This window comes from Streptomyces odontomachicola, from assembly GCF_039605595.1.
GTDB lineage: Bacteria > Actinomycetota > Actinomycetes > Streptomycetales > Streptomycetaceae > Streptomyces.
The window spans coordinates 267768-291244 of the sequence record NZ_JBCFOK010000001.1 but is presented as its reverse complement, the minus strand read 5'-3'; the positions used below and the strand labels follow the sequence as shown (position 1 = coordinate 291244).

The following is a 23477-nucleotide window of genomic DNA, read 5'->3' as shown; positions in this document are numbered from 1 at the left end:
GGAAACGCTCCGCGCCCCCGGACCGGGCCTCCGCCCGGTCTGCGGCGTCCGCGAGTTGCGTACGAGCCGTCGCGCCGGGTGTGTGGTTGCGCGCCCCACGACTCGCTGCGGGCTTCCGCTTCCGCTCGCTACCCCGCTTCTGAGCTGTGCTCCCGGCACCCGCGCAAGCACGTACGCAACGGGGCCCGGGGCGCAGCCCCGGATGCTTACGGTGTGAACACCGGGGACGTGTGGTCCTGTTCTGGGCGGAACGTGACGGTCAGCGGCATGTCCACGTGCAGGTCGGAGGGGGACGCGTCCACCAGCTCCGTCATCATGCGCGGGCCCTCCTCCAGCGTGACGACCGCGGGGACGTACGGCACCCGGTCCCGGAACGGCGGCAGGTCGTTCCGGTGGACCACCGACCACGTGTAGAGCGTGGCGCGGCCGCTCGCCGCCTCCCACACGACGTCCTCACTCCAGCACCGGGGGCAGAACTCCCGCGGATAGTGATGCGCGAGACCGCAGCCGGACGCGCGGCAGCGCCGGATGAGCAGCCGCCCCTCGGCCGCGGCGTCCCAGTACGTACGCGTGAAGGCGTCGATCTCGGGCCCGGCCATCAGAAGAGCCCCAGCGCGGCGTCCACCGACCAGCTCTGCCACCCCATGCCGAAGAGGGCGACGAGCGAGATGAGCGCCATCATCGAGTTCTGCCCCTGCTCGGCCCAGTCGTGGATCATCAGCACGAGGTAGAGGAGGTTGAGCAGCAGGCCGCCCACCAGGGCGATCGGGGTGAGGAAGCCGAGGATCAGCCCGAGGCCGAGGGCGAGTTCGGCGTACACCACCACGTACGCCATCGCCCGCGGCCGTGGCCGCACCACCACGTCGAAGCCGCTCTTGACCGCCTGCCAGCGGTGCTCCGAGGCGACACTCGCGGCCCAGGCGATGCCCGAACCCCTCTCGAACCACGCGGACTTGTCCTTGTGGCGCCAGCTCTCCAGCCACCACAGGCCCAGTCCCACGCGGAGCACGGCCAGCCATTCCGGGCCGCCGAGCCAGAGGGTCTGCACGGTCCACCACCTCCCGCACCGGGGTTATCTGACGGTACGTCAGTTCAGCGCACCGGCACGGGGGTTTGCAAGAGGCCGCCGCGACCTAGGCTCTGCACCATGCCGATCTCTGACGAGGGAACACCGGTCCATGTCATCGGCGCGGGCCCCGGCGGCCTCGCGGTCGCCGCCGCGCTGAGGCGCCGCGGGGTCAGCGCCGTGGTACTGGAGAGGTCGGACGCTGTGGGGGCGTCCTGGCGCAACCGCTACGACGCGCTGCGCCTGCACACCACCCGCCGCCGCTCGGCCCTGCCGGGACTCGCGGTGCCGCGCGGCTACGGGCGCTGGGTGGGGCGCGACGACATGGTGCGGTATCTGGAGTCGTACGCCGACGACCACCACCTGGAACTCGCCGCCGGCGTGGAGGTGCACCGCATCGAGCGCCGCGGCGAGGAGTGGGTGCTCCACGCCAACGGCGGGCGCCGCCTGACCACCCCGGCCGTCGTGGTCGCCACCGGCCTCCACCGCACCCCGTATCTGCCCGACTGGCCGGGGCGCGGCGGCTTCCGCGGCGACCTGCTGCACTCAGCGCACTACCGCGACCCCGCCCCCTACCGGGGCAAGGACGTGCTGGTCGTCGGCGCGGGCAACAGCGGCACCGAGATAGCGGTCGACCTGGCGCGGGGCGGCGCGGCACGGGTGCGGCTCGCGGTGCGCACTCCCCCGCACCTGGTGCGCCGCTCCTGGCTGGGGTGGCCCGCGCAGTCGGGCGGAACGCTGTGCAGACGCCTGCCCCGGTGGGCCGTCGACGCCGGGGCACGCAGGATCGCGGCACCCGACCTGACCGCGCACGGGCTGCCGCGCCCGAAAGGGGGACTCGGCACGCGCCTGCGCGAGGGCGCGGTGCCGGTGGTGGACTCGGGGGACTTCGTACGGGCCGTACGGGCGGGGGAGGTCGAACCGGTCGCGGGAGTCGAGGCGTTCGAGGGCGAGGACAAGATCCGGCTGCTGGACGAGAGCGTCATAGCCCCGGAGTGCGTGGTGGCCGCCACCGGCTACCGGCGCGACCTGGACGGCCTCGTCGGCGACCTGGGAGTGCTGGACGCGCTCGGCGCACCCCGCGTGCGGCGCCGGGGCAGGGCGGCCGAGGGGGCGCCCGGACTGTATTTCACCGGCTTCACCAGCCCGCCCAGCGGCACCCTGCGGGAGATCGGGCGGGAGGCGGAACGGGTCGCGAAGTCGATAGCGCGGGCCTCCGCGAAGTGAGGTGGGGGCCGTCCGACCTGCGGCCGGCTTCGTAGCGGCTCTCCTGTGAGCGCCGACGGCGATGACGGCTGCTGTGCGAGTGTCGCTTCTTGGCGACGGCGCCGTCCCGTCCGTTCCGGCGTGAGCATCCCGTGCGCACACTCTTCCTGATGGTGCGTCAGATCTGTAATCTGACACAGCGTCAGCAATGCTGCCGGGACACAGGAGTGGGCGAGAACGATGCTTGGATCGACGCACGGCTGCCTCACCACCACCCCACGCCCCGCCCCCGCCGTCGGTGCGGAGACCGGCGGGGACGTCGACGTCAGCGGGCGTGCGCTGCACGCCGAAGTACCCGATCTGGACCGGCTCTTCCGGCCCGAGGCGGTGGCCGTCGTCGGCGCCTCGGACGCGGAGGGGCGGCCCAACACCGGCATCACCCGGCAACTGCTGCGCTGGGCCGAGCGGGTCGGCGCGCGGGTGTATCCGGTGCATCCGACGCGGGAGACCGTCTTCGGCCTGGAGTGCGCGCCCTCGGTGGCGGAGCTTCCCGGACCGGTGGACGTCGCGGTGCTGCTGGTGGGCGACCCGGTGCCGGTCGTCGAGCAGCTCGCGGACACCAAGACGCGCTTCGCCGTCGCCTTCGCCTCCGGCTTCGCCGAGACCGGCGAGGACGGGGCCGCAGCGCAGGAGCGGCTGGCCGAGGCCGCGCAGCGGGCCGGGGTGCGGCTGCTGGGTCCGAACACCAACCTCAACGCCTTCGAGACCTTCCGCGAGGACCTGGAGGGCCCGGCGATCGCGCTGATCACGCAGTCGGGGCACCAGGGGCGGCCCGTCTTCGCGATGCAGGAGCTGGGCGTGCGGCTCTCGCACTGGGCGCCCACCGGCAACGAGGCCGACCTGGAGACCGCCGACTTCATCTCCTACTTCTCCTCGCTCCCCGAAGTCGGCGCCATCGCCGCCTACATGGAGGGGCTCAAGGACGGGCGCGGCTTCCTCATCGCCGCCGACCGCGCCGCGCGCAACGGGGTGCCCGTGGTCGCCGTCAAGGTCGGCCGCACCGAGGCGGGCGCGCGCAGCGCCGCCTCCCACACCGGCAAGCTGACCGGCGGCGACGCGACCGTGGACGCGGCGATGCGGCAGTTCGGCGTGGTGCGGGTGGACGGGCTCGACGAGCTCCAGGACACCTCGGCGCTGCTGGCACGCGCGCGGCCGCCGGTGGCCGAGGGCGTGGTCGTCTACTCCATATCCGGCGGCACCGGCGCGCACTTCTCCGACCTCGCGACCGCGGCGGGGCTGCCCATGCCCCGGCTGTCCGAGCAGAAGCAGGACGAGCTGCACCAGTGGATACCGGACTATCTGAGCGTGGCCAATCCGGTGGACAACGGCGGGCACCCGGTGGGCGACTGGCGCGGCCGGAAGATCATCGACGCGATCCTCGCCGACCCCGACGTGGGCGTGCTGATCTGCCCGATCACGGGCCCCTTCCCGCCGATGAGCGACAAGCTCGCGCAGGACCTGGTGGACGCGGCGGAGCAGACCGACAAGCTGGTGTGCGTGGTGTGGGGCTCGCCCGTGGGGGACGAGGACGCCTACCGCTCGACCCTGCTCGGGTCCTCGCGGGTGGCGACCTTCCGCACCTTCGGCAACTGCATCGGCGCCGTGCGCTCCTATCTGGAGCACCACCGCTTCGTACGGGACTACCGCTCGCCCTTCGCCGCGGCGCCGCGCACCCCCTCGCCCTCGGCGGCCAAGGCGGGCGGGCTGCTGCGCGAGGGGCAGCAGCTGAGCGAATACGCGGCGAAGCAGCTCCTGCGTGCGTACGGCATCCGGGTGCCCAGGGAGCAGCTCGTGACCAGCGCGGCGCAGGCGGTCCGCTCGGCGGCCCAGGTCGGCTACCCGGTCGTGATGAAGGCCAGCGCGCCGCAGCTCGCGCACAAGAGCGAGCTGGGGCTGGTCAAGGTCGGGCTGACCTCGGCGAGCCAGGTGCGGGACGCCTATCGGGAGCTGACCGACATCGCGCACGCCGAGGGCGTCGAGCTGGACGGCGTACTGGTCTGCCAGATGATCGAGCAGGGCGTGGAGATGGTCGTCGGGGTGAGCCACGACGCGCTCTTCGGGCCCACGGTCACGGTCGGGCTCGGCGGCGTGCTGGTCGAGGTGCTGGGGGACGTCGCGGTCGGCATTCCGCCCTTCGGCGAGGAGCAGGTGCGGGAGATGCTCGGGCGGCTGCGGGGGCGGGCGCTGCTCGACGGCGTACGCGGCATGCCGGCGGCGGACACGGACGCGCTCACCGACGTCGTGCTGCGGGTCCAGCGGATGGCGCTGGAGCTCGGCGACCGGCTCTCCGAACTCGACATCAACCCGCTCGTGGTGCTGCCGCGCGGCCAGGGCGCGGTCGCGCTGGACGCGCTGGCCGTGTGCAGGTGAGCGCGCGGCGGAGCACCAGGCCGCACACGCCCCGTACGCCGACATCACGGAGAGCACAGTGAGCGCTGAGAAGGCTGAGAACACCGCGAACACCTCGGAAACTTCCATGTCTTCCGTTGTACGGCACGCCACTGACAACGGCGTGCTGTGGATCACACTGGACCGCCCGGAGGCGCGGAACGCGCTCACATGGGACCAACGCGAGCTGCTGATCGGCCTGTTGGAGGACGCCTCGGCCGACCCCGGGGTGCGGGCCGTCGTGCTGACCGGTACGGGAAAGGCGTTCTGCGCCGGCGCTGACCTCAAGGGCACGGGCGGCGGCACCCCAGTGCCCGGCGATGTCGCGCGCACCATCAGGAACGGGGCGCAGCGGCTCGTCGCCTCCGTGCTGGACTGCGAGAAGCCGGTGATCGGCGCGGTGAACGGGGTGGCCGCGGGGCTCGGCGCGCAGCTCGCGCTGGCCTGCGACCTCGTACTGGCGGCCGAGGAGGCGAAGTTCACCGAGGTGTTCGCGCGGCGCGGGCTCGTGCCGGACGGCGGCGGGGCGTATCTGCTGCCGCGCCTGGTCGGTCCGCAGCGGGCGAAAGAGCTGCTGTTCTTCGGCGACGGCGTGAGCGCGGCGGAGGCGGAACGGTTCGGCCTGGTCAACCGCGTCCTGCCGGGCGGCGAGCTGGAGAAGGCCGCGCGGTCCTGGGCCGAGCGGCTGGCCGCCGGGCCCACGCGGGCGCTCGCGCTTACGAAGCGGCTGGTCAACGCCTCGCTGGAGTCGGACAGGGCGACCGCGTTCGAGGCCGAGGCGCAGGCGCAGGAGATCAACATGACGACGGAGGACGCGCGCGAGGGCGTGGCCGCCTTCGTCGAGCGGCGCGAGGCGCGCTTCCGGGGGAAGTGAAGGCAGGACAGGGGAAGTGAGGCGGGACCGCGCGGTCCCACGCCTTCCCATCTGACGCCCCATCAGGTCCAATGGAAGCATGATGGGACATGCCGGAATGGCAGCGACGGCGGTGCGGTATCTGCGCGGCTCGGGTGCGCCGGTGACGCGCCCGGCGGCCGGTGCCCCGGTCACGCCGGGGCGGCCGCCGCTCCGCGCCGTGCGCGAGGACGAGCGGGCGCCCCTCGATCCGGGTGAATTCCGGCGCGTGCTGGGCTCGTTCGCGTCCGGGGTCACGGTCGTGACGGCGCCGGCCGAGGAGGGCGCCGAGCGCCCTGCGGGCTTCGCGTGCCAGTCGTTCGCCTCGCTGTCCCTCGACCCGCCACTGGTGTCCTTCATGGTCGCCCGCACCTCGACGAGCTGGCCGCACATCGCGCGCGCCGGGGTCTTCTGCGTCAACGTGCTGGGCGAGCAACAGGGCGAGCTGTGCCGCGCGTTCGCGGTCAGCGGCGCGGACAAGTTCGCCGGGGTGGAGCACTCGCCGGCGCCGGAGACGGGGTCGCCGCGGCTGGCCGGGGTGCCGGCGTGGATCGACTGCGCCATCCACGCCGTGCACACCGGAGGGGACCACCTGATCGTGGTCGGGCGGGTGCTGGCGCTCGACGCGGAGACGGAGGGCGCCGGACCGCTGCTCTTCCACCGCGGGACGTTCGGCCGCTTCACGGAGTCCTGACCACGGCGTACGCGCCGAAGCCCGCGCCTCACCCCGTACGGTGCACCGCCAGGCCCTCGCGGCCAGGCGCCAACTCCGCGCGCACGGTGAGGCGTTCGTCGTAATCGCCGCCGGCCTCGTGCCTGTACGGGATCGGCGTCTCGGTGTCCAGGGCGCGCAGGCGCGCGCGGAGACGTTCCGCGTGCTCCTTGTAGTCCGCTTCACTCATGCGGTCGGCGTCGTCCACGGCGAAGGGCCGCAGCGCCCGCATGCCCGTGTACCAGAACGTGCCGTGCAGCAGCGGGAACAGCACCTCGTCGAGCTGCCCGTGCACGCCGCGCGGCCCGAAGGCGGACTCCCGCGCCCCGTACGAGGTGATCACCAGGGCGCGGCGGCCGCGCAGCCCGCCGTCGCCGTACCGCAGCGCGCGGCCCGCGCCGTCCCGCAGGCCGAAGGCGAAGCCCTGCGTCAGTACGCGGTCGAACCAGCCCTTCAGGATCGCGGGCGGCCCCAGCCACCACAGCGGGAACTGGAAGACCACAGCGTCGGCCCACTCCAGCTTCTCCTGTTCGGCGCGGACGTCGGGGCTCAACCCGCCCTCACGGAAGGCGCGTTCCTGCTCCTTGCCGACGTACAGACGGCCCGCGGCCCCGGTACCCAGGTCGGGCGGGCCGAGAACCGGGTCCCAGCGCATCGCGTACAGGTCGGAGACGCGGGTCTCGTGACCGAGGAGGGACAGTTGGTCGAGGCCGTCGGCGAGGAGGGAGGCGTTCATCGAGCGGGGTTCGGGGTGGGCGAAAACCCAGAGGATCTTCATGCCACCGATGCTCCGCCGCATGCGCTCCCGCGGGGAGTGGCCAGATGGACGAGGAGTGAAAGAATCTGGCCATGGGAGACACGGCGGACGGAGTGCACCGGGTGGCCGTGCTGGTGCGGCACGGCGTGATGCCGCTCGAGCTCGGCCTCGTACACCAGCTCTTCGGCTCGGCGCGGGATGGGGGAGGACACGGGGAGCGGCTGTACGAGGTGGTGACCTGCGCGCCGGAGCCCGGGCTCGTGCGGACCGACGCGGACTTCCCGGTCCATGTGGCGCTCGGGCCCGAGGAGCTGGGGCGCGCGGACACCGTGATCGTTCCGGGCTCGCACGAGGAGGAGGCGCCGGAGAAGGAGGGGCGGCTGACGCCGGCGCTCACCGCGGCGCTGCGGCACGTCAGGCCGGGTACGCGGGTGGCCTCGATCTGTACGGGCGCGTTCGTGCTGGCCGCGGCCGGGCTGCTGGAGGGGAGGCGGGCGACCACGCACTGGAAGTCGGCGGCGGACTTCCGCGCGCTCTTCCCCTCCGTACGCCTGGACCCGGACGTGCTGTACGCGGACGAGGGCGAGGTCCTGACGGCGGCCGGCGAGGCGGCGGGCATCGACCTGTGCCTGCACATGATCCGGTGCGATCACGGGGCGGCGGTGGCCAACGATGTGGCGCGCACGACCGTCGTGCCGCCGCACCGGGAGGGCGGGCAGGCGCAGTTCATCCCGCGGCCGGTGGGCTCGCCGGGCGTGCGCTCCGGCACCGGGGCCGCGCGGGAGTGGGCGCTGCGGCACCTGGAGCGGCCACTGTCGCTGCGCGAGCTGGCGGAGCGCGAGTCGATGAGCGTGCGCTCCTTCACGCGCCGCTTCCGTGAGGAGGTGGGGATGACGCCGGGCCAGTGGCTGGCGCAGCAACGGCTGGCGCGGGCGCGGCAGTTGCTGGAGGAGACGGACATGCCGGTGGAGCGGGTGGCCGAGGTGGCGGGGTTCGGGACGGGGGTGTCGTTGCGCCAGCACTTGCGCTCCGCGCTCGGGGTGGTCCCGAGCGCGTATCGGGCTACGTTCCGCGGCACGCCGAGTGCGTGAGTCTGCGGCCTGCGCGCCTGTGGGTGCTGTGCGTCTTGACCGCCGGTCGGGCCCGCTTCTTGTCGCCTTCCGCTGCGGCGGATTTTGGGTGGGTGGTTCCGACTGCCTTGTGAGTTACGGGGCTGCCTCCGACGCTCCGCGCCTGCGGCATCCCCTTGCTCCGCCGCGCCAGTGGTCGCTACCGAAGTGTGGGTCGCGGAACGCTGCGGGTTGCTCGCCGCTACCCCCGCCTAGCCCGAATGACCAGCGCCATCAGCGCCGCCCCGGCGCACAGCGCCCCGGACGCGAACCACGCCGCGTCATACGTCCCCGTCGCGTCGCGGACCAGCCCGGCCCCGTACGACACGATCGCCGCCCCGATCTGGTGCGAAGCCAGCACCCAGCCGAAGACGATCGCGCCGGCCTCGCCGAAGTGTTCGCGGCACAGCGCGATCGTGGGCGGCACCGTCGCCACCCAGTCGAGCCCGTAGAAGATCACGAAGAACAGCATCGGCGGATGCACCGTGTCCCCGAACAGCATCGGGAGCGCGAGGAGCGAGAGCCCGCGCAGCGCGTAGTAGACGGCGAGCAGACGGCGCGCGTCGAAGCGGTCGGTCAGCCACCCCGAGGCGACCGTCCCCGCCAGGTCGAAGATCCCGATCACCGCGAGCAGCGAGGCGGCCGCCGTCACCGGCATCCCGTGATCGTGCGCCGCGGGCACGAAATGCACGCCGACCAGCCCGTTCGTGGACGCCCCGCACACCGCGAAGGTGCCCGCGAGCAGCCAGAACGCGCGGGTGCGGGCCGCGTCGAGCAGGGAGCGCACGGCACGCCGGGCCGCGCCGGGTCCTGGCCGGTCCGGTGTGCGGTAGTCGGACCCGGCCCCGTACGGCAGCAGCCCCAGGTCCTCCGGCCGGTCCCGCAGCACGAACAGCACCAGCGGCACCACCAGCAGCGCGCAGCCCGCGACGGCGAGCGAGGCGGCGCGCCATCCCGGGCCGTCGACCAGCAGCGCGACCAGCGGCAGGAACACCAGCTGACCTGCGGCGCCGCCCGCCGTGAGGATGCCGGAGACCAGCCCGCGGCGCTGCACGAACCAGCGGTTGGTGACGGTCGAGGCGAAGGCCAGCGCCATCGACCCCGTGCCGAGCCCGACCAGGAAGCCCCAGCACAGGACCAGTTGCCAGGTCGCGTCCATGAAGACGGTGAGCCCGCTGCCCGCGGAGATCAGCAGCAGCGCCCCGGCCACGACGCGGCGTATCCCGTACCGGTCCATGAGCGCGGCGGCGAAGGGCGAAGTGAGGCCGTAGAGCAGCACGTTCACCGACACGGCGCCGGAGATCGTGCTGTGCGACCAGCCGAACTCGGCGTGCAGCGGGTCGATGAACACGCTCGGCGTCGCGCGGAACCCCGCGGCGCCGACGAGCGCGACGAACGAGACGGCGGCCACCCACCAGGCGCGATGCACCCGCCGAGACCGGTGGACGGGCGAACTGTGCTGGTGCGCCGGGTGAGTTGAGGGTGTCGTGGTCACGCGCCTCAGACTGCGGTGCGCTGCCCCGTACAACGAGTGGCCCGACGGCCATCCTGTGCGAGGATCGGGCCATGACCGCGAGCTCCGGGCCCGTACCCGCCTTCCGCCACCCCGGCCGCCACCGCGTAGCCGTCCTGGTCAGGCACGGCATGCTGCCGATCGAACTCGGCATCCCGCACCGCCTGTTCGGCCGCTCGAAGCGTGACGACGGCACGCCGCTGTACGAGGTGGTGACCTGTACGCCGGAGGGCCCGGGCCCGGTGCGTACGGACGCCGACTTCACGGTCAACGTCGAGCACGGGCCCGAGGCGCTGGAGGAGGCCGACACCGTCGTGGTCCCGGCCTCCCACGAGATCGACGAGGCCTGGCAGAAGGGCAGCCTCGACCCCGCGTTGTCGCAGGCCATGGCCCGGATCAGGCCCGGCGCGCGGATCGCCTCCATCTGTACGGGCGCCTACGTGCTGGCCGCGGCGGGACTGCTCGACGGCAAGCGGGCCACCACGCACTGGTCCTCGTGCGAGCGCTTCCAGGAGATGTTCCCGGCGGTGCGGGTGGACCCCGATGTGCTCTACACCGACGAGGGCGACATCTTCACCTCGGCGGGCGTGGCCTCCGGCGTGGACCTGTGCCTGCACCTCGTACGCACCGACTTCGGCGCCGCCGTGGCCAACTCGGTGGCCCGGCGCACCGTCGTACCGCCGCACCGGGACGGCGGGCAGGCCCAGTTCGTGGAGCGCCCGGTGCCGGAGCCCGGCATCAGCTCGACCGCGCGGGCGCGCGCCTGGGCGCTGGAGCAGTTGCACCGGCCGCTGACGCTGCGCGAACTGGCCGGGCGCGAGGCCATGAGCGTGCGCACCTTCACGCGCCGGTTCCGCGAGGAGGCCGGAGTGAGCCCGCAGCAGTGGCTGACCCGGCAGCGCATCGAGCGGGCCCGGCAGTTGCTGGAGCACAGCGGCCTGCCGGTGGAGCGGATCGCGGCCGAGGCCGGCTTCGGCTCGGCCGCCTCGCTGCGGGCGCACTTCCAGTCGGCGCTGGGGGTGTCGCCGCGCGCGTACCGCCGCACGTTCAGGGCGGAGGCGGAGAGTACGGAGGCTGCCTGAGCGGCACCGGGGCCTCCGGGAGGTGCGCGCGTCAGAAGGTGAGGACGCCGCGCGCCAGGCGGCCCGCCTCCGCGTCGGCCGTCGCCTTCGCGAAGTCCTCGATCGGATAGGTGCCGGTGACCAGCTCGTCCAGGAGCAGGCGTCCGCTGCGGTACAGGTCCGCGTAGAGGGCGATGTCGTGCTGCGGGCGGGACGAGCCGTAGCGGCAGCCGAGTATCGACTTGTCCAGGTACATCGAGGAGACCTTGAAGGACGCCTCGGCGTCGGCCGGCGGCACCCCGAGGAGCACCGCCTGGCCGTGCCGGTCCAGCAGGTCGATGGCCTGCCGGATCAGCCGGGTGCTGCCCACGCACTCGAAGGCGTGCTGCGCGCCGTCCGGCAGGATCTCGCGTACGGCCTCCTCCGTGTCCTCGACGGCGGAGGCGTCCACGAAGTGGGTGGCGCCGAACCGGCGTGCCGCCTCCTCCTTCGCGGGGTTGGCGTCCACCGCGACGATCACCGAGGCGCCGGCGATGCGCGCGCCCTGGAGCACGTTGAGGCCGATACCGCCCGCGCCGATCACCACGACGGTCTCGCCCTGCGCGACCTTGGCACGGTTGAGCACCGCGCCCACGCCGGTCAGCACGCCGCACCCGATGAGCGCGGCCGAAGTGAACGGCACCCCTTCGGGGAGCGGCACCGCCTGCACGGCGCTGACCACGGTGCGCTCGGAAAAGGCCGAGTTGGACGCGAAGTTGTACACGGACTCGCCGTCCAGCGTGAACGGCTGCCCCGGGCGCCCGATCGCCGCCCGGCACATGGTGGGCCTGCCCCGGTCGCACTCCTTGCAGGTCCCGCAGTTGGCGAGAGTGGACAGGGCCACCGCGTCGCCGGGCGCGACATGCGTGACGCCCTCGCCGACCGCCTCGACCACGCCCGCGCCCTCGTGTCCCAGCACCACGGGCACCGGGTACGGGATGGTCCCGTCGGTCACCGAGAGATCGCTGTGGCACAGGCCGGCGGCGCGGATGCCGACCAGCACCTCGCCGGGGCCCGGGCCGCGCACCTCCAGCTCTCCGGCGACCCGCACCTGCTTCCCGTCGAACACGACGCCACGCATGGGACCAACTCCCTTACCACAGGGGTGAATTGGAGGTACCTCGGTCAGGACTGCCAGACCACTGACTGGAGTTCGCTGTACGCGTGCAGGCCGAAGGAGCCGCCGTCCCGCCCGATCCCGGACTCCTTGAAGCCGCCGAACGGGGTCTCCGGGTTCCGCTGCACGGTGTTGATGCCGACGTTCCCGCTGCGCAGCCGCCCCGCGAAGGCCCAGGCACGGCCCGCGTCGGCGCCGAAGACGTAGTCGTAGAGCCCGTACGGGGTGCCGTTGGCGATCCGCGCCGCCTCGTCCTCGCCCTCGTACGGGAGCACCGCCACCACGGGGCCGAAGATCTCCTCCTGGGCTACGGCCATGCCCGGCTCCACGCCCGTGAGCAGGGTCGGAGCCACGTAGAAGCCCGGCTTGACGTCGGGGCGCCGCCCGCCGGCCACGACCCGGGCGCCCGCGTCGCGCGCACCGGCCACGTGCGCCTCCACGCGCTCGCGCTGCGCGGCGGAGATCAGCGGCCCGACGACCGTCCCGGGCTCGCGCGGATCCCCGACTGTCAGTGCCGCCGCGTACTGTTCAAGGGCGTCGACGACACCGTCGTGCAGCGCTCTCGGCACCAGGACGCGGGTGGGTGCCGTGCAGATCTGCCCGCTGTGGAAGGTCCAGGTCGAGGCTGCGGCCTTCACCGCCGACGCGACCGTCCGCTCGTCCGCGCCGTCCAGGATCACGGCGGCGCCCTTACCGCCCAGCTCCATGAGGGTGCGCTTCATGCCGCGCCCCGCGGACTCGGCGATCTTCTTGCCCACGGAGGTGGAGCCCGTGAAGCTGACCATGTCGATCCCCGGATGCCCGACGAGGGCCTCACCCGCCGCCGCGCCCGAGCCGGTGACCACGTTGAAGAGCCCGTCGGGAAGACCGGCTTCCTTCAGAATCGGGCCCAACTCCAGGCAGCTCAGGGGGTCTTGAGGCGCCGGCTTGCAGACCACGGCGTTCCCCATGGCCAGCGCGGGCGCGACCTTCCCCGCCAGATTCACGACGGGGAAGTTGTACGAGGTGATGCACGCGACCACTCCGGCGGGACGGCGCACGGCGGCGGCGCCGATCAGTCCGCCGGGTGCGAGCGCGCTCTCCCGTACGGGCTGCGGCGGGAGCGGCACGGTCACGGGCTCCAGCGCGCCGCGCGCGTAACGGCGGAAGCGCTCGGCAGCCGTGGGCAACTGCATGCCCGAGGCGACCCGGCTGGTGGCGCCGGTCTCCGCCTGGAGCAGCGGCAGCAGGTCGGCGGCGTGCGCGTCGATGAGGTCGGCGACGCGTTCCAGTACGGCGGCGCGCTCGCGCGGTTCGGCCGCGGCCCACTCCTCCTGGGCGGCGCGCGCGGCCCGTACGGCGGCGTCGACGTCCTCGGCGGTGGCCTCGGGGGCGCGGCCCAGCTCCTCCTCGGAGGCGGGGTCGATCACGGGGTAGTGGCCGCCGTCCGCGGCATGCCACTGTCCGTTGATCCAGTGCCGGTGGTTCGTCCGCGGGCTCATCGGCTCGGCTCCTTGGGCAGGCCCAGTACGCGCTGGGCGATGATGTTGCGCTGGATCTCGTCCGAGCCGCCGTAGATGGTGTCGGCCCGGCTGAAGAGGAACTGGCGCTGCATGGCGTCCAGTTCGTAGGGCTGCTCAGGCGACCAGTCCTGCGGTCCGCCGGCGGCCTCCGCACCCCGCACGCGCATGGCCAGCTCACCGAGCCGCTGATGCCATCCGGCCCACAGCAGCTTGGCGACGCTGGGGGCGCCGGGGTCGTCGTTCGCGCCGCCGAGGGTGCGCAGCGCATTCCAGCGCATGGTGCGCAACTCGGCCCAGGCGCGCACCAGTTGCTCGCGCAGCACCGGGTCGCGCTCGGCCGCCCCGTTCGCCAGCGCCGTCCGTACGACCTCGTCCAACTCCGCCGCGAAGCCGATCTGCTGCACCAGGGTGGACACGCCGCGCTCCAGCGCGAGCAGGCCCATGGCGACGCGCCACCCGTCGCCCTCCTCGCCCACCCGGTGGGCGGCGCTCGCCTCGGCGCCGTCGAAGAAGACCTCGTTGAACTCGGCGCGCCCGTTCATCTGCCGGATCGGCCGCACCTCGACGCGGCCCGGCTGGTCCATGGGCACCAGCAGGAAGGACAGGCCGCGGTGCCGCTTCGACCCCTCCTCGGTCCGTACGAGGGCGAAGCACCAGTCGGCCTCGCGCGCGAGGGAGGTCCAGATCTTCTGGCCCGTGATGCGGTAGACGCCGCTGTCCGCCGGGCCCTTGCGGGTGGCGGTCGTACGCAGCCCGGCGAGGTCGGAGCCGGCGCCGGGCTCGCTGTAGCCCTGGCACCAGAACTCCTCGCCGCGTGCGACGGGGGGCAGGAAGCGTTCGCGCTGCTCCTTTGTGCCGTGGGCGATGAGGGTCGGGGCGAAGAGGTTCTCGCCTATGTGGCCCGAGCGGGGTGGGGCGCCGGAGCGGGCGTACTCCTCGGCCCAGACGACCTGTTGGGTGAGGGTGGCTTCGCGGTTGCCGTAGCCGCCGTGGGCGCGGGGCCAGCCCATGCCGATCCAGCCGGCCGCGCCCAGCGTGCGCTCCCACGCGCGGTCGCTGTTCTCGCGCGCGGCGACGTGCGCGCGGAGCCACTCCCGCGCCTCCGCCCGGAAGGCGTCATCCTCCGCCCCGAAGCTGAAGTCCACGAATCCCTCCGTAGGTTGAAGCGGTACCGGGGCTGCGCTCCGGGCCCCGTTGGGTGCGGGGGCGCTGCCGCTGGGGGCTGCGGCCCGCTGTGCCCACCCTCCCCCAAGCTCTCCGGCTTCGCTCCGAGCAGGGAGGTACCCCCCTCGCCCCTGCGGAACGACTGCCCACAGCTCGTACGGGGGGACGGTCACAGCGCAAAGCACCACACCGCGCGCCCACACGCGCAAGCGCTAAGCGTTCGGCCTGTCGCCCCGCGAGGCGGCCTCCTCCATCTCGCGCAAGCGCTGCAGCATCGGCATCGGGTCGGTGCCGACCGTCCCCGGCAAAAAGTCGGCGATCCGGTCCGGGGTCCAGCCCGAGCCCTCCGCGTACCCGGCCCGCAGCTCCCGCGGCTGGGCCCAGACGGCGATCTTGGGGCCGGCCACCGTGTAGACCTGGCCCGTGATGTCGGCCTCCCGGGCGCGCTCGCTCAGCAGGTACACCACGAGCGGCGCCACGTCCTCCGGCTCGCCGATCTCCGCGAGCTCCATCGGCACGTTCGCCGACATCCGCGTGCGGGCCACCGGCGCGACGGCGTTGGCGGTCACCCCGTACTTGTTGAGGCCCAGGGCCGCGCTCCGTACCAGCGAGATCACTCCGCCCTTCGCCGACGCGTAGTTGGCCTGCGCGACCGAGCCCTGGTGGTTGCCGCTGGTGAAGCCGATGAGCGTGCCCGAGCCCTGCTTGCGCATCACGGCGCTCGCCGCGCGGAACACGGTGAAGGTGCCCTTGAGGTGGGTGGCGACCACCGGGTCCCACTCCTCCTCGGACATGTTGAAGAGCATCCGCTCGCGCAGGATGCCCGCCACGCACACCGCACCGTCGATGCGGCCGAACTCGGCGAGCGCGGTGTCCACCACCCGCTGCCCGCCCTCCATCGTGGACACGTCGTCCGCGACGGCGACGGCCTCGCCGCCCGCCGCGACGATCTCCTTCACCACCGCGTCGGCGACCTCGCTCTGCGGGTCGCCGCCCGCCGTGGACACGCCGTAGTCGGCGACGACGACCTTGGCGCCCTCCGCCGCACAGGCCAGCGCCACGGCGCGGCCGATGCCGCGCCCGGCACCGGTGACGGCGATCGCCTTGCCGGCCAAGAAGTTCCCCACGTCCCGCCCCTTCCCGCGGTTTCTGACGGACCGTTAGATTTTTGGGCACGCGGGTTCGGAACACAAGACCCGTACACGGACCAGCCCGAACGGCGTCCGTACGAAGGCGCCGGGCCGACGGGCGCCCGGCGGACGGGCGCCGGGCGGGCCACAGCCTCTGGAGGAGCCATGCCACTGCCGGCCGAGTTCCACGACATCGCGAAGCGGGTCAACAACTGGGGGCGGTGGGGCGCCGAGGACGAGCTGGGCACCCTCAACCTGATCACCGAGGAGACGGTGCGGGCCGCGGCGCAGTCCGTACGCAGCGGACGCCGGATCTCCCTCGCGCTGCCGCTCCAGCACAACGGCGTACAGACCGGCGCGATCCCCGGGCGGATCAACCCGCTGCACACCATGACCGCGCTGAACCAGGAGATCTTCGGCCCCGACACCGTCGCCACCAGCGACGACGCGGTGACCATGAGCCTTCAGACGGCGACGCACTGGGACGGGCTCGGCCACGTCTCGCACTCGGGCCGGCTCTACAACGGCCGCCCGGCCGACAGCATCACCGCGCACGGCGGCGCCGCCTTCAGCGGCGTGGAGAAGTCGGGCCCGCTGCTCTCCCGCGGCGTCCTCCTCGACGTGGCACGCGCCCGGGGCGTCGAGCGGCTGCCGGGCGATCACGCCGTGACCCCCGAAGACCTGGAGGCCGCCGAGGAGTTCGCGGGGGTACGGGTCGGCGGGGGCGACATCGTGCTGGTGCGCACCGGGCACATCGCGCTGCTGCTGTCGGGGGAGAAGGACGCGTACGCCTACCCTTCGCCGGGGCTCTCGCTGCGTACGCCGGAGTGGTTCCACGCGCGCGACGCGGCGGCCGTCGCGAACGACACCCTGGTCTTCGAGATCTTCCCGCCCGAGGTGGAGGGCGCCTGGCTGGGCGTGCACGCGCTGCACCTCGTGGAGATGGGCATGCCGCAGGGCCAGAACTGGAACCTGGAGGAACTCTCCGCCGCCTGCGCAGCCGAGCGCCGCTACGCCTTCCTGCTCAGCGCCCCGCCGGAGCCCTTCACCGGCGGCACCGGCGCACCCGTCGCCCCGGTCGCGGTGCTCTGACCACCGGGGCCACCAGGGCCGCGCGGGTCGCGAGAACCACGGACCGGAGCCCGGGAGGGGATCATCGGGTGGCGGTGCGCTGATGCGCACCCCGAGCACGGCACAGCGGACCGCCACCCGGCTCCGGCACTCAGGCCCTGCCTCTCAACGGAGGCTGGCGCCGGACCGCGACCCGCACTCGCCGAGGGAGTCCGGCGCACCCCAGCGCCACACAGTCCTCGACGTCCCCTCGCGACGAATCGCTCCACCCAAGGGTGATCACCCTGCCACGACTCGTCAACACCAGGTCTGGACTATGGGAGTTATGCCCGAATTGTCGTCGCGTACGGGGGCGCGTATGCGGTCATCTGCCGCGATTCCACGGCGTTTTCGACACCCGAATCGGCGCCCAGACCGACCCCCGAGCCGAGCGCGGAACCGAGCCCCGCGCCGAACCCGGAGCCGAAGCCCGCGCCCAGCCCGGCGCCGACCCCGTGCACGGCGCCCTCTCCGGCGGCGCCGATCTCCGCTCCGGTGGAGGCCCCCGCGTCGTCGCCCTCGCCCGCGCCGGGCTCCACGTGGTCGAGCTCGCACCAGATGAGCTTGCCGCCCTGCACGCGCTGCCAGCCCCACCGGTCGGCGAGGCCCGAGACCAGCTCGAGGCCGCGCCCGTTGGTGTCGTCGCCCTCCGCCTGGCGCTGCCGCGGCGGCATCGCACTGGCGTCGGCGACCTCGACCCGCACCGCGCCCCGGGCCTGCCGCGCGGGGACCAGCATCCGCAGCACGGCCGGACAGCCGGTGTGCACCACCGCGTTGGTGACCAGTTCGGAGATGAGCAGGACCAGCGTCTCGGCAAGCTGCCCTTCGGCGCCGACTCCCGCACCGGCCAGGCGCGAGCGCGCCCACCTGCGGGCCCGGCCCACCTCCAGCGGGTCGGTCCCGATCTCCAACTGCATCCGAAGCTCCTGCACCGCTCACACCACCCGATCCGGCGGATTCGTCCGAGTCGCCTGGGACACGTTCCTGTGCGCCGGTGACATCACGTTCCGTGACTCCGGCGGAACACAGCATGGTTGACGCATAGTCACGGCAACAAGCGCTTCAGGCATATTCCGGCGCGAAGGAGTGGTCGTGCTGCATACTGTGCGACGGCGCCCACAGGCGCTCGAACGGCGCTGCATCAGGCACTCGCGCCGTTGTTGTTGCGTCCTTGAACCACTCGCACCCCACGGAGGGTACCCGAGCAAGGTGACGCCCCCCGCCGGGGAAAGTCACATCGAGGACACAACCCGATATCAACGCAGGGTAATGACGTGCGGGCCCCGGCGCCCCCGTCCCTCGCCCTCTCGCGTCCCCCGCGTCCCACCCGCCCCGACCTCTCGGGACGACGGGGCGACCGCTCCCTCCGGCCGGCCGCCCCCTCAAGGCGCTCGCCCCCTCAGAGCGCTCGACCCCTCAGAGTGCTCGCCCCCTCAGAGCACCGCGGCGAGCTGCTCCTCCAACTCTCCGGCCGGGCGGCCGCGCGCCGAGCGCACCCAGGCGCGCTCCAGATACAGGTGCACGTCCGCCTCCCATGTGAAGCCCATGCCGCCGTGCACCTGGAGGCAGTCGCGGGCGTTGCGCACCGCGGCCTCGTCGGCGAGCAGGGTGGCGGCGGCCGTCTCCTCGGGGGCGTCCAGCACGGCCGCCGCGTACACGGCGCTCCTGGCGGTCTCGGTGCGCACCAGCATCTCCGCGCACAGGTGCTTGACCGCCTGGAAGGCGCCGACCGGCTGCCCGAACTGCTCGCGTTCGCCCGCGTACGCGACCGCCAGCTCCAGCGCGCGTTCCGCGCCGCCCAGTTGCTCGGCCGCCGTGAGCAGGGCCGCGGCCCTCGCGTCGTACCGCACTCCGGGCCCGGCCGCCGTCCCCTGCGGCAGCGCGTGCAGCGGGGTCAGCGGATCGACCGAGCGCACGGCGCGGGCCCCCGGGGCGCCGCCGGGGCCGAGATCGCCCAGCACCGCGTCGGACTCCGCGAGCCACTCCACCACTCCCCCGCCCGGCGCCGTGACCACGGTCTCGCCCTCGGCCGCCCCCTCCACCGCGCCCGCGGCGAGGTGGGTGGTCACCAGCGGCCCGGGGAGCAGCGCGCGGCCCGCCTCCTCGAAGAGCAGGACCGCCTCGGGGAGCCCGAGGCCCGCGCCGCCGCGCTCCTCGGGCAGCCGCAGCGCGAAGAACCCGGCCTCGCCGAGCTCCCGCCACAGCGCGCGGTCCAGCACGGGTTCGCCGCGCTCGGCCCGGTCGACGGCGGCCCGCAGCCCGTCCCTCCCGAAGCGCCCCTCCAGCAGTTCGCGCATGCCGCCGCGCAGGGCACGCTGATCATCCGTGAGCCGGAAGTCCACGCCGCTCACCGCCCCTTCGCGCTCAGGGAAGAACCGGAAGAAACAGACGGAATCGGTGATTTCGGCATCCCCAGCACCCGCTCGGCGACGATGTTGCGCTGGATCTGCGAGGTGCCCGCGGCGATCGTGTACGAGAGCGAGCTGAGCCGGTCGGCCGTCCACTCCTCGTCGCGGTCGAGCGCGCCGGCCGGGCCCAGGACCTCGGCCGCCGCCTCGTACAGCTCCTGCCGTGCGTGCGAGTAGCGCAGCTTGAAGACCGAGCCGCCCACCCCGGGGACACCCCCGGAGTGCTGCGCCTCGCTGACGTTCCACTGGGTGAGCCGCCACAGCGCGGTGAACTCCGCGTGCAGCCGCCCCAGCCTGCGCCGCAGCACCGGGTCGTCCCAGGTGCCGTTCCTCCGCGCGTGCCCGGCGAGCTCGCCCAGCACCCGGCGGCAGGCCACCACCTCGCCGACGAACGCGGTGCCGCGCTCGAAGGAGAGGGTGACCATGGTGACCCGCCAGCCGTCGTTCTCGGCGCCGACGCGGTTGGCCGCCGGGACCCGCACCTCGTCGAGGAACACCTCGGCGAACTCGGCGGTCCCGGCGAGCGTGCGCAGCGGCCGCACCGTGATGCCCGGCGCGTCCATCGGCATCGCGAGCCACGTGATGCCCTTGTGCTTGGGCGCCTCGGGGTCGGTGCGGACGAGGAGTTCACACCAGTCGGCCACCTCGGCGTGCGAGGTCCAGATCTTGGATCCGGTGACCACGTAGTCGTCGCCGTCCCGCTCGGCCCTCGTACGCAGCGCGGCCAGGTCGGAGCCCGCGCCCGGCTCGCTGAAGCCCTGGCACCAGACCTCGTCACCGCGCAGCACCGGCGGCAGCCAGCGTGCGCGCTGCTCAGGGGTGCCCTCGGCGGCGATGGTCGGCCCGGCGTGCAGCAGTCCGACGAAGCCGGCGCCGACGTAGGGAGCTCCGGCCCGCTCGGTCTCCTCCAGGTAGATCAGGTGCTGGGTCGGTGTGGCGCCCCGGCCTCCCGCGTCGGCCGGCCAGTGCAGCCCTGCGTACCCGGCGTCGTACAGCATCCGCTGCCAGCCCATGTCGTACGCGCGGCGGGCCGGCCAGTCCCGGGGGTCGGGCCTCGGCGGGAGCGTCGGCAGCACCTTCTCCAGCCAGCCGCGCAGCTCCCGCCGGAAGCCCTCCTCTTCCTCCGTCCATCCCAGGTCCACCGGAGCCCCTCAGACCAGGTCCAGGCCGAGCATGCGGATGGCGTTGCCGCGCAGCAGCTTGTGCACGGTCTCGTCGTCGAGGCCCTTCATGTGGTCCTCGGCGACCTCCTTGGTGTGCGGGAAGGTCGAGTCGACGTGCGGGTAGTCGGTCTCGAAGGTCGCGTTGTCGCGGCCGACCGCGTCGAGCGAGGCGATGCCGTGCTTGTCGCGGAAGAAGCAGCAGAAGATCTGCCGGTAGTAGTACGTGGACGGCGGCTCGGGGACCAGATCGCGCACCCCGCCCCAGGCCCGGTGCTCCTCCCACACGTCGTCGGCCCGCTCCAGCGCGTACGGGACCCAGCCCATCTGCCCTTCGGAGTAGGCGAGTTTGAGCGCGGGGAACTTCACCAGGACGCCGCTGAAGAGGAAGTCCATCATCGACGCCATCGCGTTGTTGAAGGACAGCGACGCCTGCACGGCGGGCGGCGCGTCCGGCGAGGCGGCGGGCATCTGCGAGGACGAGCCGATGTGCATGTTGACGACCGTCCCGGTCTCCTCGCAGACCGCGAAGAACGGGTCCCAGTAGCCGGAGTGGATGCTCGGCAGCCCCAGGTGGGTGGGGATCTCGCTGAACGTCACCGCGCGCACGCCCCGTTCCGCGTTCCTGCGCACCTCGGCGACCGCCAGGTCGATGTCCCACAGCGGGATGATGCACAGCGGGATCAGCCGCCCGCCGCTGTCGCCGCACCACTCCTCGACCATCCAGTCGTTGTAGGCCCGTACGCAGGCGAGCGCGACCTCCTTGTCGTGGGCCTCGGCGAAGGTCTGCCCGCAGAAGCGCGGGAAGGTCGGGAAGCAGAGGCTGGCCTCGACGTGGTTGAGGTCCATGTCCCGCAGCCGCTCGGCCGGGTCCCAGCAGCCCCGCCGCATCTCCGCGCGGGTGATGCCCTCCAGCGTCATGTCGTCGCGGTCGAAGCCGACGGCGGCGATGTTGCGCTTGTACGGGAACTTCAGGTCCTCGTAGACCCACCAGTCGGCCTGCGGCCCGTCCGGGTCCATGCTGATGCGGTACTTGCCGCCCACGTACTCCAGCTCACCGATCCCGGTGGTGAGCGGCTGCGGTCCGCGGTCCTTGTACTTCGAGGGCAGCCACCTCTCGAAGAGGTGCGCCGGCTCGATCACATGGTCGTCGACGCTGATGATGCGCGGTAGTTCCGTCACGGCAGCGGTCCCCTCACGGTGTGTGCCACGGCCCACGGTGTGCACTGCGGCCGGTATCTGATGACCCTTTATCTGATGACCCGTCAGAAAGAGGCTAGCCCCGCCGCCTCTGGACCGACAAGGCGTGGAGCCCTACGCTTCGCGGAAAGCTGACGGTTCGTCAGTTCGGGGTGTCAGCGTCAGTTCGGCTTGGGAGGCGGCATGACCGGTACCGCGTACGACCTCGGCACCTCGCGCACCCTGTGGGACCTGCTCGCGCGCCGGGCCGAACTGACCCCGGACGCGGTGGTGCTGATCCAGGCAGGGGACAGCGCATCGCAGGACCGGCGGATCACCTTCGGGGAGCTGCGGGAGCGCGCCGAGCGCACCGCCGCCGGGCTCTACGAGATGGGCCTGCGCCCCGGCGACACGGTGGCCTGGCAGCTCCCCACCCGCATCGAGACGGTGACCCTCTCCCTGGCACTGGCCCGCCTCGGCGCCGTACAGACGCCGGTCATCCCCTTCTACCGGGACCGCGAGGTGGGACTCGCACTGCGCGGGACGGGCGCGCGCTGGTTCGCGCACCCCGGCGAGTGGAGGGGGTACGACCACGGGGCGCTCGCTGACCGGGTGTGCGCTGAACTCCCTTATCCCGTACGGCAGTTGACCGCTTACGACGTGCTGCCGGACGGCGACCCCGGGGTGCTCCCGCCCGCGCCCGACGACGGTACGGCGGTGCGCTGGATCTACTGGACCTCGGGCACCACCTCCGACCCGCGCGGCGTGCTGCACACCGACCGCAGCCTGATCGCGGGGGGCTCGTGCCTGGCGCACGCGCTGCACATGACGCCGGAGGACGTGGGCTCGGTGGCCTTCCCTTACGCGCACATCGGCGGTCCCGACTATCTCGTGATGCTGCTGCTGTACGGATTCCCGGCGGTGCTCTTCGAGAAGTTCGCGCTGCCCGACGCGCTGGACGCGTACCGGCGGAACGGCGTGACCACGGCGGGCGGCTCGACCGCCTTCTACTCGCTCTTCCTCGCCGAGCAGCGGAAACTCCCCGCAGGAGAGCGCCTGATCCCCTCGCTGCGGCTGCTGGCCGGCGGCGGCGCGCCCAAGCCGCCCGAGCTGTACCACGAGGTCGTCGCCGAACTGGGCTGCCAGCTCACCCACGGCTACGGCATGACCGAGGCGCCGATGATCACCATGGGCTCGCCCGACGACACCCCGGAGCGGCTCGCCGCGACCGAGGGGCGGCCGCCCGCCGCGATGGAGATCCGCATCACCGACGCTGCGGGCAGGGCGCTGCCCGCGGGCACCGAGGGCGAGGTGCGGCTGCGCGGCGAGGCGGTGTGCAAGGGGTATCTGGACGCGGGGCAGACGGACGGGGCGTTCGACGGCGACGGCTTCCTGATCACCGGGGACCTCGGCGTGCTGGGCCCCGAGGGGCATCTGACGCTCACCGGGCGGATGAAGGACATCATCATCCGCAAGGGCGAGAACATCTCGGCGAAGGAGATAGAGCAACTGCTCTACGAGCACCCGGCGGTGGCCGACGCGGCGGTCATAGGGCTGCCGGACAAGGAGCGCGGCGAGCTGGTGTGCGCGGTGGTGGAACAGCCCGAGGGCGCGGAACCGCTGGGCCTCGGCACGGTCGCGGAGTATCTGCGCGCCGCGGGGCTCTCGGTGCACAAGCTGCCGGAGCGTGTGGAGGTGGTGGAGGCACTGCCGCGCAACGAGGCGCTGCGGAAGGTGCTCAAGTACCGCCTGCGCGAACGCTTCTCGGGCGGCACGGACGTCTCGGGCGGTACGGACGTCTCGAGCGGTACGGAGGCGGGGCGCTCGGCGGGCGTGTGACCCGGGCCCCTGCGGCCGGTCGGGAGTGACCGGTCGGGCCGAGAACGCTCAGGCGGAGAACTCTC

At 73.1% G+C, this 23477-nt stretch carries 19 protein-coding genes and 1 pseudogene; 8 read left to right on the top strand and 12 right to left on the bottom strand.

Annotated features, from left to right (window positions below; genetic code table 11):
- Nucleotides 1–206: 206 nt before the first annotated feature.
- On the bottom strand, nt 207–599 hold the full coding sequence (locus ABEE00_RS01435) for a Zn-ribbon domain-containing OB-fold protein (protein ID WP_345743296.1): 393 nt from the start codon (nt 597–599) through the stop codon (nt 207–209).
- Entirely contained in the window at nt 599–1048 is a 450-nt protein-coding gene (locus tag ABEE00_RS01430) for a DoxX family protein (protein WP_345743295.1), read from the bottom strand. The genes ABEE00_RS01435 and ABEE00_RS01430 overlap by 1 nt, the downstream gene beginning before the upstream one ends.
- Nucleotides 1049–1147: 99 nt before the next feature.
- Here ABEE00_RS01430 and ABEE00_RS01425 point away from each other — a divergent pair, with 99 nt between their 5' ends.
- From ABEE00_RS01425 to ABEE00_RS01410, 4 genes are all read left to right on the top strand, one after another.
- The gene (locus tag ABEE00_RS01425) at nt 1148–2293 is read left to right on the top strand and encodes a flavin-containing monooxygenase (protein ID WP_345743294.1); all 1146 of its coding nucleotides are present in this window, start codon (nt 1148–1150) and stop codon (nt 2291–2293) included.
- Between the two features lie 219 nt (nt 2294–2512).
- Entirely contained in the window at nt 2513–4702 is a 2190-nt protein-coding gene (locus ABEE00_RS01420) for an acetate--CoA ligase family protein (protein ID WP_345743293.1), read from the top strand.
- Nucleotides 4703–4808: 106 nt separating this feature from the next.
- Complete coding sequence (locus tag ABEE00_RS01415; RefSeq protein WP_345743292.1) at nt 4809–5594, top strand: enoyl-CoA hydratase/isomerase family protein; 786 nt, start codon at nt 4809–4811, stop codon at nt 5592–5594.
- Nucleotides 5595–5673: 79 nt separating this feature from the next.
- A complete protein-coding gene (locus ABEE00_RS01410) occupies nt 5674–6306 on the top strand; it encodes a flavin reductase family protein (protein WP_345743291.1) in 633 nt (210 codons plus the stop codon).
- A gap of 28 nt (nt 6307–6334) precedes the next feature.
- On the opposite strand, the gene ABEE00_RS01405 is transcribed toward ABEE00_RS01410, so the two are convergent.
- Nucleotides 6335–7102, bottom strand: coding sequence for an NAD(P)H-dependent oxidoreductase (locus ABEE00_RS01405; protein WP_345743290.1), 768 nt, complete (start codon nt 7100–7102; stop codon nt 6335–6337).
- A gap of 71 nt (nt 7103–7173) precedes the next feature.
- Here ABEE00_RS01405 and ABEE00_RS01400 point away from each other — a divergent pair, with 71 nt between their 5' ends.
- Nucleotides 7174–8172 (top strand): GlxA family transcriptional regulator, encoded by a 999-nt coding sequence (locus tag ABEE00_RS01400; RefSeq protein WP_345743289.1) that lies wholly within the window; start codon nt 7174–7176, stop codon nt 8170–8172.
- 220 nt (nt 8173–8392) lie between these two features.
- On the opposite strand, the gene ABEE00_RS01395 is transcribed toward ABEE00_RS01400, so the two are convergent.
- Nucleotides 8393–9685, bottom strand: a complete 1293-nt coding sequence (locus ABEE00_RS01395) for an MFS transporter (RefSeq protein ID WP_345743288.1) — start codon at nt 9683–9685, stop codon at nt 8393–8395.
- Nucleotides 9686–9756: 71 nt separating this feature from the next.
- On the opposite strand from ABEE00_RS01395, the gene ABEE00_RS01390 reads away from it, so the two are divergent.
- Complete coding sequence (locus ABEE00_RS01390) at nt 9757–10785, top strand: GlxA family transcriptional regulator (RefSeq protein WP_345743287.1); 1029 nt, start codon at nt 9757–9759, stop codon at nt 10783–10785.
- 31 nt (nt 10786–10816) lie between these two features.
- Here the strand turns inward: ABEE00_RS01390 and ABEE00_RS01385 are convergent, their stop codons facing one another.
- The 4 genes from ABEE00_RS01385 to ABEE00_RS01370 all read right to left on the bottom strand — a co-directional run bounded on the left by ABEE00_RS01385 (nt 10817) and on the right by ABEE00_RS01370 (nt 15713).
- Nucleotides 10817–11884, bottom strand: coding sequence for a Zn-dependent alcohol dehydrogenase (locus ABEE00_RS01385; RefSeq protein ID WP_345743286.1), 1068 nt, complete (start codon nt 11882–11884; stop codon nt 10817–10819).
- A 44-nt stretch (nt 11885–11928) separates the two neighbouring features.
- On the bottom strand, nt 11929–13401 hold the full coding sequence (locus ABEE00_RS01380) for an aldehyde dehydrogenase family protein (RefSeq protein ID WP_345743285.1): 1473 nt from the start codon (nt 13399–13401) through the stop codon (nt 11929–11931).
- The gene (locus tag ABEE00_RS01375) at nt 13398–14567 is read right to left on the bottom strand and encodes an acyl-CoA dehydrogenase family protein (protein WP_345743284.1); all 1170 of its coding nucleotides are present in this window, start codon (nt 14565–14567) and stop codon (nt 13398–13400) included. The genes ABEE00_RS01380 and ABEE00_RS01375 overlap by 4 nt, the downstream gene beginning before the upstream one ends.
- A gap of 231 nt (nt 14568–14798) precedes the next feature.
- On the bottom strand, nt 14799–15713 hold the full coding sequence (locus ABEE00_RS01370) for an SDR family oxidoreductase (RefSeq protein WP_345743283.1): 915 nt from the start codon (nt 15711–15713) through the stop codon (nt 14799–14801).
- 168 nt (nt 15714–15881) lie between these two features.
- On the opposite strand from ABEE00_RS01370, the gene ABEE00_RS01365 reads away from it, so the two are divergent.
- Nucleotides 15882–16808, top strand: coding sequence for a cyclase family protein (locus ABEE00_RS01365; RefSeq protein WP_345743282.1), 927 nt, complete (start codon nt 15882–15884; stop codon nt 16806–16808).
- 506 nt (nt 16809–17314) lie between these two features.
- Here the strand turns inward: ABEE00_RS01365 and ABEE00_RS01360 are convergent.
- The 4 genes and pseudogenes from ABEE00_RS01360 to ABEE00_RS01345 all read right to left on the bottom strand — a co-directional run.
- Nucleotides 17315–17758, bottom strand: a pseudogene (locus ABEE00_RS01360) (ATP-binding protein); the annotation flags it as partial.
- Nucleotides 17759–18259: 501 nt separating this feature from the next.
- Complete coding sequence (locus ABEE00_RS01355) at nt 18260–19168, bottom strand: acyl-CoA dehydrogenase family protein (RefSeq protein ID WP_345743531.1); 909 nt, start codon at nt 19166–19168, stop codon at nt 18260–18262.
- A gap of 5 nt (nt 19169–19173) precedes the next feature.
- Nucleotides 19174–20376, bottom strand: coding sequence for an acyl-CoA dehydrogenase family protein (locus tag ABEE00_RS01350; RefSeq protein ID WP_345743281.1), 1203 nt, complete (start codon nt 20374–20376; stop codon nt 19174–19176).
- Between the two features lie 9 nt (nt 20377–20385).
- The gene (locus tag ABEE00_RS01345) at nt 20386–21576 is read right to left on the bottom strand and encodes an amidohydrolase family protein (protein WP_345743280.1); all 1191 of its coding nucleotides are present in this window, start codon (nt 21574–21576) and stop codon (nt 20386–20388) included.
- A gap of 201 nt (nt 21577–21777) precedes the next feature.
- On the opposite strand from ABEE00_RS01345, the gene ABEE00_RS01340 reads away from it, so the two are divergent.
- Nucleotides 21778–23412 carry a class I adenylate-forming enzyme family protein gene (locus ABEE00_RS01340; protein WP_345743279.1) on the top strand — a complete coding sequence of 545 codons (1635 nt, stop codon included), beginning with the start codon at nt 21778–21780 and terminating at the stop codon, nt 23410–23412.
- Nucleotides 23413–23477: the final 65 nt, after the last annotated feature.